This window comes from Pseudomonas mohnii (assembly GCF_900105115.1).
In the GTDB taxonomy this organism is placed as follows: Bacteria; Pseudomonadota; Gammaproteobacteria; order Pseudomonadales; family Pseudomonadaceae; genus Aquipseudomonas; species Aquipseudomonas mohnii.
Window position 1 is genome coordinate 1,774,930 of sequence record NZ_FNRV01000001.1, and the last position, 14,322, is coordinate 1,789,251.

General features: G+C 58.5%; 14 protein-coding genes. All 14 read right to left on the bottom strand.

What is annotated here, in order from left to right:
• Nucleotides 1–2: 2 nt before the first annotated feature.
• The gene (fliG, locus tag BLV61_RS08385; RefSeq protein ID WP_007983391.1) at nt 3–1,022 is read right to left on the bottom strand and encodes a flagellar motor switch protein FliG; all 1,020 of its coding nucleotides are present in this window, start codon (nt 1,020–1,022) and stop codon (nt 3–5) included.
• Entirely contained in the window at nt 1,015–2,802 is a 1,788-nt protein-coding gene (gene fliF, locus BLV61_RS08390) for a flagellar basal-body MS-ring/collar protein FliF (RefSeq protein ID WP_047532002.1), read from the bottom strand. The genes fliG and fliF overlap by 8 nt, the downstream gene beginning before the upstream one ends.
• 15 nt (nt 2,803–2,817) lie before the next feature.
• Nucleotides 2,818–3,147, bottom strand: coding sequence for a flagellar hook-basal body complex protein FliE (gene fliE, locus BLV61_RS08395; protein ID WP_047532003.1), 330 nt, complete (start codon nt 3,145–3,147; stop codon nt 2,818–2,820).
• Between the two features lie 257 nt (nt 3,148–3,404).
• Nucleotides 3,405–4,790: a sigma-54-dependent response regulator transcription factor FleR gene (fleR, locus tag BLV61_RS08400; RefSeq protein ID WP_090469818.1), complete on the bottom strand. Its 1,386-nt coding sequence runs from the start codon at nt 4,788–4,790 to the stop codon at nt 3,405–3,407.
• A gap of 5 nt (nt 4,791–4,795) precedes the next feature.
• The gene (locus tag BLV61_RS08405) at nt 4,796–6,013 is read right to left on the bottom strand and encodes a sensor histidine kinase (protein ID WP_425272099.1); all 1,218 of its coding nucleotides are present in this window, start codon (nt 6,011–6,013) and stop codon (nt 4,796–4,798) included.
• 128 nt (nt 6,014–6,141) lie between these two features.
• Complete coding sequence (locus BLV61_RS08410) at nt 6,142–7,617, bottom strand: sigma-54 dependent transcriptional regulator (RefSeq protein WP_047532006.1); 1,476 nt, start codon at nt 7,615–7,617, stop codon at nt 6,142–6,144.
• Between the two features lie 172 nt (nt 7,618–7,789).
• On the bottom strand, nt 7,790–8,086 hold the full coding sequence (gene fliT / locus BLV61_RS08415) for a flagellar protein FliT (RefSeq protein ID WP_090464142.1): 297 nt from the start codon (nt 8,084–8,086) through the stop codon (nt 7,790–7,792).
• Between the two features lie 11 nt (nt 8,087–8,097).
• On the bottom strand, nt 8,098–8,493 hold the full coding sequence (gene fliS, locus BLV61_RS08420; protein WP_047532010.1) for a flagellar export chaperone FliS: 396 nt from the start codon (nt 8,491–8,493) through the stop codon (nt 8,098–8,100).
• A 132-nt stretch (nt 8,494–8,625) separates the two neighbouring features.
• Complete coding sequence (gene fliD / locus BLV61_RS08425) at nt 8,626–10,065, bottom strand: flagellar filament capping protein FliD (RefSeq protein WP_090464146.1); 1,440 nt, start codon at nt 10,063–10,065, stop codon at nt 8,626–8,628.
• An 82-nt stretch (nt 10,066–10,147) separates the two neighbouring features.
• Entirely contained in the window at nt 10,148–10,513 is a 366-nt protein-coding gene (locus BLV61_RS08430; RefSeq protein ID WP_090464150.1) for a flagellar protein FlaG, read from the bottom strand.
• A gap of 74 nt (nt 10,514–10,587) precedes the next feature.
• Nucleotides 10,588–11,433, bottom strand: coding sequence for a flagellin domain-containing protein (locus BLV61_RS08435; protein WP_047532016.1), 846 nt, complete (start codon nt 11,431–11,433; stop codon nt 10,588–10,590).
• Between the two features lie 247 nt (nt 11,434–11,680).
• Nucleotides 11,681–11,947 carry a hypothetical protein gene (locus tag BLV61_RS08440; protein WP_090464155.1) on the bottom strand — a complete coding sequence of 89 codons (267 nt, stop codon included), beginning with the start codon at nt 11,945–11,947 and terminating at the stop codon, nt 11,681–11,683.
• Entirely contained in the window at nt 11,947–13,236 is a 1,290-nt protein-coding gene (locus BLV61_RS08445; RefSeq protein ID WP_090464160.1) for a motility associated factor glycosyltransferase family protein, read from the bottom strand. Before BLV61_RS08445 ends, BLV61_RS08440 begins: the two co-directional genes overlap by 1 nt.
• 82 nt (nt 13,237–13,318) lie before the next feature.
• Nucleotides 13,319–14,245, bottom strand: a complete 927-nt coding sequence (locus BLV61_RS08450) for a ketoacyl-ACP synthase III (RefSeq protein ID WP_047532022.1) — start codon at nt 14,243–14,245, stop codon at nt 13,319–13,321.
• Between the last annotated feature and the right edge of the window lie 77 nt (nt 14,246–14,322).

The following is a 14,322-nucleotide window of genomic DNA, read 5'->3' on the forward strand; positions in this document are numbered from 1 at the left end:
TGTTAGATCATTTCCTCGCCGCCCTTGCCGCCGAGAACGATTTCCCCGGCTTCGGCCATACGGCGGGCGATGGTGAGGATTTCTTTCTGCGCGGTTTCCACGTCGCTGACGCGCACCGGGCCCTTGGCCTCGAGGTCGTCGCGCAACAGTTCGGCCGCACGCTTGGACATGTTCTTGAAGATCTTTTCCTTGACCCCTTCGTCCGAGCCCTTGAGGGCCAGCACCAGCACGTCGGAGGACACTTCGCGCAGCAACGCCTGGATACCACGGTCGTCGACATCGGCCAGGTTGTTGAACACGAACATGAGGTCTTCGATCTGACCGGACAGGTCTTCGTCGACTTCGCGGATCGAGTCCATGAGCTGGCCTTCGATCGAACTGTCGAGGAAGTTCATGATGTCGGCGGCGCGCTTGATACCGCCCAAGGTGGTACGCGAAGCATTCGAGTTGCCGGAGAACTGCTTCTCGAGAATCTGGTTGAGTTCTTTCAGGGCTGCTGGCTGCACGGTGTTCAGCGAGGAAACCCGCAGAATGATGTCCAGTCGCACCTTGTGGTCGAAGTTACCGAGCACTTCACCGGCCTGGTCCGGATCGAGATAGGCCACCACGATCGCCTGGATCTGCGGGTGCTCGTAGCGGATCACGTCGGCGACGGCGCGCGGCTCCATCCACTTCAGGCTGTCGAGGCCACTGGTGTTGCCGCCCAGCAGAATCCGGTCGATCAGGCCGTTGGCCTTGTCCTCGCCCAGGGCCTGGGTGAGCATTTTGCGCACGTAATCGTCGGAGCCAACACCCAGGCTGGTCTGGTCGCCGACGATGTCGACGAACTCGCTCATCACCTGCTCGACCTGCTCGCGGTGCACGTTACCCATCTGCGCCATGGCCACACCCACACGCTGGACCTCCTTGGGCCCCATGTGGCGCAGTACCTGAGCGGCATCGGTCGAGCCCAGAGACAGCAGCAGGATCGCGGCTTTGTCGACTTTGGACAGTTTGGCGGCAACGGCTCGGTTATCACTCATCTGCGTTAATCCACTCTTTCACGACCTGGGCCACACGACCCGGATCTTCTGCCACCAGACTCTTGATTGCGTTCAACTGTGCGTCATAGCCTTCGCTCGGGCTCGGCAGCAGGATGCTGGTCGGGCCACCGAGGCTGACGCGGTCGTTGGCCAGTTCGCCGTCCAGGCCGCCCATGCCGCCCAACTCGACGTCACTGCCGATGCCGGCCAGCTGTTTGCCTTTGCCGCCACCGGTGATGTTGTTGAGCACCGGACGCAGTACACCGAACACCAGCACCAGGATGAACAAGACACCCAGCACTTGCTTGACGATGTCCCAGAACCACGGCTGGGAGTAGAACGGAATATCGGCAATCACTTCACCGCGCTCGGCAGAGAACGGCATGTTGATCACGCTGACGCTGTCGCCACGGCTGGCATCGAAACCGACAGCGTCCTGCACCAGACGGGTGAAGCGCGCCAATTCATCGGCGCTCCATGGCGCACGGGTGGTCTCACCGTTGGCCGGGTTGATCTTGACCTGATCATCCACCACCACCGACACCGACAGGCGATTCAAACGACCCTGCTGCTGCTTGGTGTGGCTGATGGAACGGTCGAGTTCGAAGTTCTTGGTGGATTGTTGACGCTTGTCCGCCGGGTACGGCGCCAGCATCGGCTGACCGGTGGCCGGGTCCATGATTTGCTGGCCGTTGGCATCGAGCAATGGCTGGCCTGGCTGCACCATGCCGGCCGACGCCGTGGCGCCACCGGTGGTTTGCGGTGCCGAGGCCGGCGACGGCGGCTGGTTGCTCAGGGCACCCGGTACGCCTTGCGGGCCATTGCTGGCGGTACGCTGTTCGTTGACCGACTGCTCACTGCGCAACGCCGGCTGGTCGGGATTGAACTGCTCGGAAGTCGATTCGACGGCACTGAAATCCACATCGGCCGAGACTTCGGCTTTGTAGCGGTCATTGCCCAACACCGGCTGCAGGATGTTATGCACGCGCTGGGTGAGCATGCTTTCCATGCGACGGCTGTAATCGAACTGCTTGCCGGCCATGGTCAGTTCGGAGTTTTCCGCCTGATCGGACAGCAGGTTGCCTTTCTGGTCGACGACGGTGATCTGCGACTTGCTCAGTTCAGGAACGCTGGTCGCCACCAGGTTGATGATGGCCACGACCTGGCCAGGCTCCAAAGAGCGGCCGGAATAGAGTTCAACCAGGACCGAAGCGCTTGGCTTGCGCTCGTCGCGCACGAACACGGAGCTCTTCGGAATCGCCAGGTGCACACGGGCACCCTTGACGTTGTTCAGGCTGGAGATGGTGCGCGCCAGTTCACCTTCAAGACCGCGACGGTAGCGGGTCGCCTCCATGAACTGGCTGGTGCCCAGACCCTGCTCTTTGTCGAGAATTTCAAACCCGATGTTACCGTCGCTGGGAGTGACACCAGCAGCCGCGAGTTTGAGCCGCGCGCGGGACAGGTCGTCGGCCTTGACCAGCAAGGCACCGGAATTGGGTTCAACGGTGTAGGGAATATCGGCGGAGGCCAGGGTATCCATGACCTGCTTGGCGTCCATACCGGCAAGGCTGCCGTACAGCGGCCGATAGTCCGGTTGCTGGGACCACAACACCACGGCAAAACCAATCGCCACGCTCGCCGCCAGGCCGACCAGCAGGCCCACCTGACGCAACATGGTCATCTCGGAAAGGTTTTCCAGGAAGGACAGGCCGAACAGCGGCGGTTTGCCGTCTATCGGTGTGGCCTTGGCCGGAACATTATCGGCGACTGCTTCTGCCATGACTCAATCTCGTCCTTAAACCGGCATCTGCATGATGTCTTGGTAAGCCTGAACCAGCTTGTTACGCACTTGGGTCAATGCTTGAAAAGACACGCTGGCCTTTTGCGAGGAAATCATCACGTCGGTGAGGTCGACACCGCTCTTGCCAATCTCGAAGGCGTTGGCCAATTGAGAGGAAGCCTGCTGGGTGTCGTTCACTTTATTGACAGCCTGACCGAGCATGTCGGAAAAGCTGGTGCCACTCAGTTCAGGGACTGCGGCAGACGACTTCGGCGCAGACATGGCATCCATTTGCATGGCGCGCATATCCAGCATCAATCGGTTGAATTCAATACCTTGGCTCATGACTTCTCTCTTTGACGAACTACGTCGTTGGCGTCCCGCAATTTTTTTGACACTCGCTCGGCGGGTAGTGAGGTGTTAGCAACAAGGGTGCCAGCTCCGTGGCTGCGCCCAACAAAAGCCATCCCCGCCCCTAATCCGAACTTCGTCCTGTAGGAGCGAGCCTGCTCGCGATGATCTCAAGAGCACCGCGTTTATCCTGAAACCCCGAGTAATCGTTAACGACCATCGCGAGCAGGCTCGCTCCTACAGGAACTGCGTCAGGTGGCGAACAAACAGGCTTCCACGTCCATTCCCGCATCGCGCATTTGCGCCAATTTGTAACGCAAGGTACGCGGGCTGATGCCCAGCCGCTCAGCAGCCTCCTTGCGCCTGCCACGCTCTGTACGCAACGTGTCGATAATCATCTGGAACTCACGGCGGCGCAGGTCACCCCCCAGCGCTCCGCCCGTTTCGGCTTCGACCTCCACTGCCCGCACGGGCACGGGCGCCAAGGCCGGCAGGGGCGCACAGGCGACCGGGCCGCTCAGACAGAAATCCTGAGGTTGAATCAAGCCACCTTGCTGCAGGATCAGCGCACGCTGGATCGCGTTATCCAGCTCACGCACATTACCCGGCCACGGATAACCGACCAGGCAAGCCTGCGCCTCGGGGGACAGTCGCGCCACGGCATGCTTCATTTTATTGACGTGCTTGGCCAGAAGACGCTCGGCCAGCGGCAGGATGTCGGCGGGGCGCTCACGCAACGGACGCCAGGCCAGCGGAAACACCGACAGGCGATAATAAAGGTCTTCACGGAAACGCCCCGCCGCCACTTCCCCGGCCAGATCACGGTTAGTGGTGGCGACAACACGAATGTCCAGGGTGATCGGCTTGCGCGCACCGACTCGCTCAACCTCGCGCTCTTGCAGCACACGCAGCAATTTCGCCTGAAGCCCCAGGGGCATCTCGGAAATTTCGTCAAGCAGGATAGTCCCGCCATCGGCCTGCTCGAACTTGCCGGCCTGCGCCGCGATGGCACCGGTGAAAGAACCTTTTTCGTGACCGAAAAGCGTGGCCTCCAGCATGTTGTCGGGGATCGCCGCACAGTTGATCGCAATGAACGGCTGGCTGGCGCGATGAGAATGCTGATGAATGTAGCGCGCCAGCACTTCTTTACCGGTCCCCGATTCGCCGGAAATCAGCACCGTGGAGTCGCTGCGCGCGACCCGCGCAGCCAGTTCGAGCAACTGCGCACTGGCCGGTTCGAACGCGACAGGCCCTTCACTCTCCGGCGCGCCCAGACTGCCCAAGGCATGACGGGCCACCAGATCGAGCAAGGCCTTGGGCTCGAACGGCTTGACCAGATAATCCGCGGCGCCCTGGCGCATCGCATCGACTGCCCGCTCCACGGCACCGTGCGCGGTCATCAGCAACACCGGCAGTTGCGGCTGACGCGCGCGCAGCAAGCCGAGCAATTGATGACCATCCATGCCCGGCATATTGACGTCGCTGATCACCAGACTGAACGCCTCGCCCCCCACGGTGGCCAATGCTTCTTCCGCCGAACCGACGGCTTTGTAATCGTGTCCGGCGAGCAACAGCGTGTCAGCCAGTGCTTCGCGTAGTGCGCGGTCATCCTCGACCAGTAGAACCTTGATACCCATGACCTTCACTCGGCTCTCTGAGCGCTGGTTTTTTCACCAAAAAAAAGCGGCAGGCTCACCTGCGCACAAGTGCCGCGCCCCAGTCGCGAGCGCAACTGCAACTCGCCCTGATGGGCACGCGCAACCGCCTTGACCACCGTCAGGCCCAGGCCGGTCCCGGTGGATTTCGTGGTGAAAAACGGCTCACCCAAACGCGCCAGCACGGCGTCGTCGATACCGCTGCCGCTATCGCTGACACACAGGCGCAGGGTGTTTTCGCGGGTGTACAGATGAACCTTCAGACGGACATGACCGCCGCTGGCCTGAATGGCGTTTTCGATGAGATTGAGAATGGCCCCGACCAGGGTGTCGCGACTGCACAGCAACTCGCCGACATGGCTGTCACACTGCCAGCGGATCGGTAGGTCCTGCACATGGGTCAATGCGGCCGCTTGCAGCGACTGCATCAGTTGCCTGGGGGTTACACGATCGGTCAAGGGCAGCTCGCCGCGGGCAAACACCAGCATATCGCGCACCTGGTGCTCCAGCTCATGCAGGCGCTCCTTGAGTCGCCCGGCGAAACGCTGCTGAGTCTCGACCGGCAACGCCTGCTCGGTCAAATGGCTTGCATACAGCAACGCGGCAGACAATGGCGTACGAATCTGATGAGCCAGCGACGCGACCATTCGCCCCAGGGACGACAGGCGTTCGTGGCGGGCCAGTTGATCTTGCAAATGACGGGTTTCAGTCAGGTCGTTGAGCAACACCAACTGACCGGGTTCTGCATCCAGCGAGCGCGTGGCAATCGACAAACGCCGACCGTCCTTGAGGGACACTTCATGGCCGTCGTCTTCACGGGGCGCAAAGCAACGGGCAATGACATGCCGCCACAGCTCACCCTCAAGAGGCAGCCCAAGCAGTTCGCAAGCCGCCGGATTGGCCTCGCGCACGATGCCCAGGGCATCAATGACGATGACGCCGCCGGGTAACAGATCGAGGAGGTTTTGCAGACGGTTGGCCAGGCGTTCTTTTTCCGCCAGCTCCTGCATGCGCTGTGCGCTGACTACCGCCAGCTCGCCCTTGAGCTCGGTGACCCGGGCCTCGAGCATGCTGTAGGAGTCGGTCAACTGGCTCGACATTTGGTTGAACAGGGCAAAAGCCTGCTCAAGACCCTGCCGGCTTGCCTGCTCTACCGACGACGGTTGCCCCAGGGTATTCCCAAAAGCATCTGAGACAGGAGACATCTGGGCGGCTTGGGGCATCGTGCTCTCTCGCTTGGCTGACCGTCAGTGAAACGGAACGTTGCGAGGGATGTAGCAATACCCGTGCCGAAAAAAAACCGCCTATAAATGAAGGAGTTGAAAAACACGCGTCAATCATCCGCCTGTTCATCACCGTCACGACGACTCATACCGTACTTGCGCATCTTCTCCACCAGGGTGGTCCGACGGATTCTCAGGCGTTCGGCAGCTCGCGCGACAATGCCGTTGGCATCGTCCAGGGCCTGCTGAATCAAGCCTTGCTCCAGACCACCGAGGTAATCCTTCAGGTCCAGGCCTTCCGGCGGCAACATGGCGTTGGCACTGAAGTCAGGCGTATGACCGTTGATGGCCACGCGCTCTTCCAGGTCGGTGCGCAGGCTGTCGACCAACTGCTCGTCTTCGTCGTCGACGTAGCGGAATTTTTTCGGCAATTCGACCACGCCGATCACGCCGTACGGATGCATGATCGCCATGCGCTCCACCAGGTTTGCCAGCTCGCGGACGTTACCCGGCCAGCCGTGACGGCACAGCGACATGATTGCCGCCGAGTTGAAACGGATCGAACCCCGCTTTTCGTGCTCCATGCGCGAGATCAACTCGTTCATCAGCAGCGGAATGTCCTCGACGCGCTCGCGCAACGGCGCCATCTCGATCGGGAACACATTCAGGCGGTAGTACAGGTCTTCGCGGAAGGTGCCGATCTCGATCATGCTTTCGAGATTCTTGTGAGTGGCCGCGATGATGCGCACATCGACGCTCTGGGTCTTGTTGCTGCCCACGCGCTCGAAGGTGCGCTCCTGCAACACACGCAGCAATTTGACCTGCATCGGCAACGGCATGTCGCCGATTTCGTCGAGGAACAGGGTGCCGCCATTGGCCAGTTCGAAACGCCCGGCACGGCTGGTGATCGCACCGGTAAAGGCGCCCTTCTCATGGCCGAACAATTCGCTTTCCAGCAGCTCCGCGGGGATTGCGCCGCAGTTGACCGGCACGAACGGCGCATCACGGCGCTTGGAGTGGTAATGCAGGTTACGCGCAACCACTTCCTTGCCAGTCCCCGACTCACCGAGGATCAGCACGCTGGCATCGGTATCGGCGACTTGCTGCATCATCTGACGGACGTGTTGAATCGCCCGGCTGGTGCCGACAAGGCTACGGAAAAGATTGGGCTCGCGATGACGACCGCGCTCACGGGCCTGGTCGTACATCTCGCGATAGACCTGGGCACGGTGCAGGGAGTCGAGCAACTTGCTGTAGCTGGGTGGCATTTCCAGGGTCGAAAGCACTCGGCGACGCTGGTCTTCCGGCAGGTCAACGGAAGAATTATCGCCCATCAACAAAACCGGAAGGAACTCATCCCAGGTGGAGAGTGTCTTTAACAAACTCAGAAGCGCACCTGGAGCATTGACCGTCCCGATGAGGACACAGATTACTTCACGACTGGATGCCAACGAACCGACAGCCTGCTGCCAGTCATGGCTACCGCAGGGTAAATTTTCTTCACCGAGAAAATTTAGAATCACCGCCAAGTCGCGGCGGCGGACGCTATCGTCATCAATCAGCAGAATTTTGGTTTCACGCCACATGCAATAGCAACTTCCCTAGTCAACTCAATGCCCGAAATAAGGGGCAAGCGAGACGCTTGCAGGACACCATGTGCCTGTAGACGCCTGAAATCTGAAAACAGCCACTAGTTAAGTCAAAAAACCGTGCACAGTCAAATTTATGGCGCACATGTCTGGATTAACCGGGGATTAATTATCCAAACAGATGGTAAACCTTTGCCGCGTTTTGCGCTTGGGTGATCTGCGACATCTCATCGACTATTGCCTGACGCTCCCCGGTGGCCGCATCGAGCAGTTGCTTGTAAACCCCGAGCAGTTCCTCAAGGTTGTCGCGCAACGCGACCTCGTCCACCGCGGCCTCACTCATGACGTCTTCCATGCAGGAACGGCAAGCCAGATCCAACTCGCCTATAGCCTCCCAGTTGCGCTCGGCCAGAGCATCGACCAGAGCGTCGCGGGTTTCTTCAATTCGCTGCAGTACAAGACTCATGGCGATCTCCTTCAGAACTGTGGAGCCGGCGTGCCGATGGCATCCCAACCTTCTTTGACCGTGCGCAGCAGGTCCGCGACTTCGTCGAGGATCTTCGGATCGGTCTTGGCGTTGGCTTCGGTCAGGCGCTTCATCATGTATTCGTACAGATTGGCCAGTTCCCCCACGGTATCGGACTGATTATCCAGATCAAGTCCTTCGAGCAAACCGCCAATAATGCCAATGGCCTTGCCGATCAGGATGCCCTTGTTCGGGATGTCCTTGCGCTCCATCGCGCCTTTGGCCTGGGCGATACGATCCAGCCCGCCCTCCATCAGCATCTGCACCAGGCGGTGCGGACTGGCTTCGGAAGTCTGGGCTTGCGCACCAATCTTCTGATATTGCCGAAGGGCTAACATCGGGTTCATGCTCTACCTCATCCAAAAATCTGTGATTCGTATAACCAGTCTATCGACACGGCACCAAAAACCTTTAGATCGAAAACCAAAAAGCCCGACGAGCGCATTCTGCTGCCGGGCTTTTTTGGCGTGTACGGAGTATCAGGCGTTTTTCTGAGCGTTTATCGCATCGAACATGGATGTGATGTTGCTCGCTGTTGCCTTCAACTTGCCGACAAGACTATCCATGTCGTTGTACTTCTTGGTCAGCACGGCGGTCAGCGTCTCGACGCGACGATCCAGAGCGGCCTGCTGCTCAGCAAGGTTCGACTTGGTCTTGGCCAGGTTGGTCGAGCGCGAATCGAGGATACCCTCCTTGCCAGTGACCGTGTAAGGCTGGATGGCCTCATTCATGCGCGTCAACAGACCTTTGGCAGCAGCGCCAGTGGCTGTTGGATCACCCAGGAACAGCTTCTGGACTTCGCCGCCCAGCTTTTGGGTATCCATTGCCTTGGAAAACTTGGTGCTGTCGAAATCCAGCGCCCCGGTCTTCTGGTTAGTGGTGATGCCCAACTGCGACAGAACGGTAAGCTTGTCGCCTGCCCCCGTTGTGACCAATGGCTCACGGATCGAGGCCAGAACGCTACGCGACAACGGGTCGCCGGTCAGCGCAGCGGCGACCGTCGGATTGCCGTCTTTATCCAGGGTAGGCTTGGTCAAGGAGTTGACACTGGTCACAACCTGATTGTAAGCGTCAACAAAACTCTGGATGGCCTTTTTCAAGCCATCGCCGTTAGGGCCAACAGTTACAGTGGTCGTTGCATCACCACCAGCGACCAGATTCAGGGTCAAACCGGAAACGGCCTTGTCCACAGTGTTGGTCTTGCTGGTCAGCGCGAGGCCGTCCACGGTGAAATTGGCGTCTACCGCGAACTCACCAATGGCACCTGCCGAAGTAGCGGTCGGCGTTGCACCCATCTTCTGACCGGCCGTGATTTCCAGACCCGTGATCCCACTAAGGGTAATATCGGAACCTGCACCCGTGGCCGAAGACCCCATCACCAGGCGCGAACCAAACGAGTCAGTAACGATGTTGGCACTGAAACCGTTGGCACCCTGCTGGGTGTTGATCGCATCACGAACCGATTGCAACGTCGCGCCCGCCGGAATGGTCACGGGAACGGAAGTGCCATTCTGGGTGATGTTAAGCGTACCTTCGGGAATCGAAGTACTGGCACCGCCAGCGAACGCCGCGGTTGCCACCTTCGAAGAAGTTGCCAGATTGCTGACCTTAACGACATAAGTGCCATTGACAGCCGTATTGCTGGCCGTAGCCGTCAGTACTTTGGCATCGCCGGAAGTGGCAGTGAACCCCAGAAACTGCGGGTTAGTCGTACTGCTCAGGTTCTTCATCGCCGTCTGGAAGTTCGCCAGAACACTCTTGAGGGAACCGATACCGGAGATCTGCGCGGTGTTGGTGGCCGTCTGCCGGTCGATCTGGTTCTGCTTGGCCGATTTGTCAGCGTTGACCAAGGCCGTGACGATCGAACTGATATTAAGACCGGAACCCAGACCACTTCCCGGTTGAATTGGACTTGCCATGTGGAACTCCCTTCAGTGTGTCGCCGGCCTTTTGACCACTACAACGCCCAAAAGAATATAGCAACAAAATTCGTGCCAATTATCAGACCTTCGTGCTGAACAAGAGGCTGCTTGCATCATTCAAACTGTTTGCCAGCTTCAAAACTTCCTCGTTGGGGATCTGACGGATCACCTCACCCGAATCACTGGCAATGACTTTGACAACTACCTTGCCTGAAGGCTCATCGATCGAGAACTCCAGGTTGCGTTTGACCGACTGCACAAACTTTTCGATTTCCTGTACGGCCATCTTCAGTTTTTCCTGATCGGTCGGAACGCTTTTACTTTCTTCCTTGACAGCAGTTACCTGAGCAACCACCGGGTGAGGCGTTTCCGCAGGCTTTTCGGCAACTGTCGTCGCCTGCCTGGCCGCAGGATAAGACAAGTTCAGCTTGGCGCTCATATCCATGTCCGTCACCTCTTAAAAAAGTAAAAAGCGAGAGAGCGCGACCAGCGCACCCCCCCGCCAAAACTCATCGGCGATTACTGAAGCAGTTTCAGTACAGCGGATGGCAGTTGGTTGGCCTGAGCCAGAACTGCGGTGGAAGCTTGTTGCAGAGTTTGTTGCTTGGTCAGCTGTGCAGTTTCAGCAGCGAAGTCGGTATCTTGTACGCGGCTCAGTGCAGCACTGGCGTTTTCGTTGATGTTCTGCAGGTTGGAAATGGTAGTCGCGAAACGGTTCTGAGCAGCACCCAGGTCAGCGCGAGTGGCGTTGATGTTGGCCAGAGCAGCGTCGATAGCCGAGATCGAAGCGTCAACGTTGGTGTGGTTAGTAGCGTTGTCTGTACCGGAGATGGCAATACCGGTCATGCCCAATGCGCTGGCGTCGAAGCTGGTCGACAGGGTCAGAGTGATCTGGTTGTCGGAAGAGGTGTTCGAACCTACCTGGAATTCCATCGCACCAGCAGTACCGTCGATCAGAGCCTTACCGTTCAGGTTGGTCGATTGAGCGATACGGGTCAGTTCAGCAACGGACTGTTGGAATTCTTTGTCCAGAGCGTCACGGTCAGCAGTACCGTTCGAGTCGTTTCGCGACTGAACCGAAATTTCACGCATACGTTGCAGAATGTTGGTCGATTCTTGCAGAGCGCCTTCAGCGGTCTGAGCGATCGAAACACCGTCGTTGGCGTTTTTGATAGCCATGGTCTGGCCACGGATCTGCGAAGTCATACGGGTAGCGATCTGCAGGCCAGCGGCGTCATCTTTGGCGCTGTTGATTTTCAGGCCGGAGGACAGACGGGTCATCGAGGTCGACAGTGCGTCGGACGCTTTGTTCAGGTTCTTCTGAACGCCCAGGGAAGTAGTGTTGGTGTTTACTGTTAAAGCCATGACGAATTCCTCGTTGGTTGGGTACTGCGGCTTCCGGCCCTGGCAACCGCCCGGTATGGCCTAGAGAACCTACGTAATAGTTATCGTCGTGAATGCAGGTTGCTTTAGGGGATTTTGAAAATTTTTTGCCATCACCCTGCCACCCCCTCCAAAACAAAGGCTTAGAGACGACTCAGCCATTGAAAAATGACGTCAGAGAATTGCCGCAAAATCGATAATCCGGATCTGTATCTGATCAACAACCGCCTCAACCAGAACTGACAGCCTCCAGCAAATCCACCAGCTCATACTCCATGTAGTCCGCCAGCGCCAACCAATCCTGCCGCTCCTGACAATCAAGCATGCGCATCAGCACAGCCGACCACCAGGAAAGAACCTCACCCCCGGCACTTTCAACTCTCGATTGCACCTGCGAACCCACCTCGACCATGAACAGCGCGGCCTCGACATCCCTTCCAAGACGAAACAATCCAGCACATTGCCGGGCCTGTTCGACGAGTGACATCTCATTCATCAACTGAACTCCGGATGAAAGATCGTGCCGGTAATCATGGCTCCGGCACGACTGCTGTTATAGAACTCAACGTGTGGACGCGCCGCGATGTAGCGCTCCAGCTCGCACAGATAACTGCGGAAATTCAGCTGTGTCTTGACTCGCTGCCCATGCCCGTCCAATACCCAATGGCGAGAGGCACCCAATTGAGGACCGAGGTCGCCATCGCTCCAGCCGGCATGAGTCTTGTTATTGGGGAACGCAAAATCAGCCCCGAACAGGGTGACCCTGGCGGCCCCCATCTTCACCGCCAAATCCACCGCCGGATGAATCACGCTCCCCCCCACGTGCAACTCAGCTCGAGGCAACTGCTCACGCAGCTCCCGGAACACCGGACTGGCCGAGTACGCTACGTAACGCTTGCCCTCCCAGCCCGACAGTACGACAGGATCGACCAGAGGCATGTAAACCAGCGCTGTACCGGCGCTGTCATCGGCTGGCAGGTGTTGCAAAGAGATCCGCTGGTCGATCGAGACCACCACATCAGGCTTGATGCCTTGCGCCATCAACGGCCGGTAAGCGGTGTCGACACAGATGAACAATGGACGAGCGTGCTGACTGCGGATGCTCCGTAACGCCTCAAAGTGCTGCTCCAGACTCGGGCCTGTCGCAATCACGAATACGGGCTCACCCGTATGCGTTGCGAACAGCTGCGCTGCGTCGCTGTCGGCACGAACTTGCTGGATATTGTCCTGTAGCCGCTCGGCGATTTCAGGATTGTCCGCAACAAACTCGCGATTGTTGAACGCCAGATGCGTTTCACTGATCAAGCGGTCGCGAATCTTCGCATTGTAATCATCGGCCAACACCAACTCCGATGGCAGCGCAAAGAACGGCAGGCAGATTTCCCTCAAGTCTGCGGCGTAATGCAGCTCAACCCGCGAATCGGCGAGCCACGCTTGCTGATCGAGCAATTGCAAGACCAGCGCAAACACCGCGCCATTAAGGATGTGCACGTGCAGACGCTCGACCCCCGGACGCTGCAGCAGCTCCAGTTGCAAATCACCCAGCCCGGTGCCGTAGACGTGCATCGCCGGGCTGTCGGCGGGCAGACTGTCTGCCTGCAACCGCGCTTCACGGGTCCGGTCATGCCGGCTGGTCAACTGAATGCCGTTGATGCTCAAGGTCGAACCGAGGCCTTCCACAAGATCGGCCTGCAAAGCGCCCGAGTCCTCCGCCAGCAAGCGCTCAGCCACCGCCGGCCAGCGACGCAAGATGACTTCAGCATTGGATTGAAAAAACTCGCTCATGGCGCCTCGCGCTTCATTCAGGCAAAAAAATAGCGCTCAAGGTTACACCTTGAACGCTATATTTGTGTCCGGGTTTTATGACTCAAGGACGATAGATAATCGCCGACCCCCACGACAGGCCAACACCAAAACCGCTGATCGCCACGCGCTGCCATTCGGCGCTGAGTGCGTGTTTCTCCAGCAGCAAGGGAATGCTCGACGAAACGGTGTTGCCGGTCTCGACCATGTCCTTGATGAACTTCTCCGGCTCGCCTTCGAAGCGCCGCGCCACGGCATCGACGATCGCCGCACTGCCCTGGTGAATGCAGAACGCATCGATGTCATCGGCCTTGAGACCGGAGTCGTCGAGCAGCTCATGCAAATGTGCCGGAACTTTGAGCAGCGCAAAGTTGAACACCTGACGGCCGTTCATGAAGAACACGCCATCGGTGACCTTCAGGTGCGGCGCGCCGGAACCGTCGGTGCCGAACTTGGCCTTGCCCAGTGCCCAGACCGGGTCTTCACCCATCCAGGTGGCCGTCGCGGCATCGCCGAAGAGCATGGTGGTATTGCGATCTTCCGGGTCGACGATTTTAGAATACGGGTCAGCCGTGATCAGCAGGCCATTCTTCAGGCCCGCAGCTTCCATGAAGCCCTTGATCGCGTAAATGCCGTAGACGTAACCGGAACAACCCAGCGAGATGTCGAACGCCGCAACATTGGTCGACAGGCCGAGTTTGTCCTGGACGATCGCTGCTGTATGCGGCAGGCCTTCTTCGTCACCGTTCTGGGTAACGACGATCAGCACGTCGATGGACTCGCGTTTCAGTTCAGGGTTGCTGGCAAACAGCGCGTTGGCCGCTTCCACGCACAGATCGGAGGTTTCCTGATCAGCATCTTTGCGCGGCAGGAACGCCGACCCGATCTTTCCGAGGATGAATTCTTCATCCTTCCCGAATTTTGCACCTTGTGCGTAATTGTCCACGCCGGCTACAGGAACGTAGCTCGCAATGCTTTTTATGCCAATCATTACGGCTTCCCAATAAAAAACAGCCCAATACCACCGCTCGCAAGGATTCGAGGGGCGCCGACATACCGAAAATGGCC

Excerpts from the sequence above, each read along its gene's own strand:
- fliG (WP_007983391.1), bottom strand. The coding sequence starts at position 1,022 with ATGAGTGATAACCGAGCCGTTGCCGCCAAACTGTCCAAAGTCGACAAA.
- fliF (WP_047532002.1), bottom strand. The coding sequence starts at position 2,802 with ATGGCAGAAGCAGTCGCCGATAATGTTCCGGCCAAGGCCACACCGATA.
- fliE (WP_047532003.1), bottom strand. The coding sequence starts at position 3,147 with ATGAGCCAAGGTATTGAATTCAACCGATTGATGCTGGATATGCGCGCC.
- fleR (WP_090469818.1), bottom strand. The coding sequence starts at position 4,790 with ATGGGTATCAAGGTTCTACTGGTCGAGGATGACCGCGCACTACGCGAA.
- BLV61_RS08405 (WP_425272099.1), bottom strand. The coding sequence starts at position 6,013 with ATGTCTCCTGTCTCAGATGCTTTTGGGAATACCCTGGGGCAACCGTCG.
- BLV61_RS08410 (WP_047532006.1), bottom strand. The coding sequence starts at position 7,617 with ATGTGGCGTGAAACCAAAATTCTGCTGATTGATGACGATAGCGTCCGC.
- fliT (WP_090464142.1), bottom strand. The coding sequence starts at position 8,086 with ATGAGTCTTGTACTGCAGCGAATTGAAGAAACCCGCGACGCTCTGGTC.
- fliS (WP_047532010.1), bottom strand. The coding sequence starts at position 8,493 with ATGAACCCGATGTTAGCCCTTCGGCAATATCAGAAGATTGGTGCGCAA.
- fliD (WP_090464146.1), bottom strand. The coding sequence starts at position 10,065 with ATGGCAAGTCCAATTCAACCGGGAAGTGGTCTGGGTTCCGGTCTTAAT.
- BLV61_RS08430 (WP_090464150.1), bottom strand. The coding sequence starts at position 10,513 with ATGGATATGAGCGCCAAGCTGAACTTGTCTTATCCTGCGGCCAGGCAG.
- BLV61_RS08435 (WP_047532016.1), bottom strand. The coding sequence starts at position 11,433 with ATGGCTTTAACAGTAAACACCAACACTACTTCCCTGGGCGTTCAGAAG.
- BLV61_RS08440 (WP_090464155.1), bottom strand. The coding sequence starts at position 11,947 with ATGAATGAGATGTCACTCGTCGAACAGGCCCGGCAATGTGCTGGATTG.
- BLV61_RS08445 (WP_090464160.1), bottom strand. The coding sequence starts at position 13,236 with ATGAGCGAGTTTTTTCAATCCAATGCTGAAGTCATCTTGCGTCGCTGG.
- BLV61_RS08450 (WP_047532022.1), bottom strand. The coding sequence starts at position 14,245 with ATGATTGGCATAAAAAGCATTGCGAGCTACGTTCCTGTAGCCGGCGTG.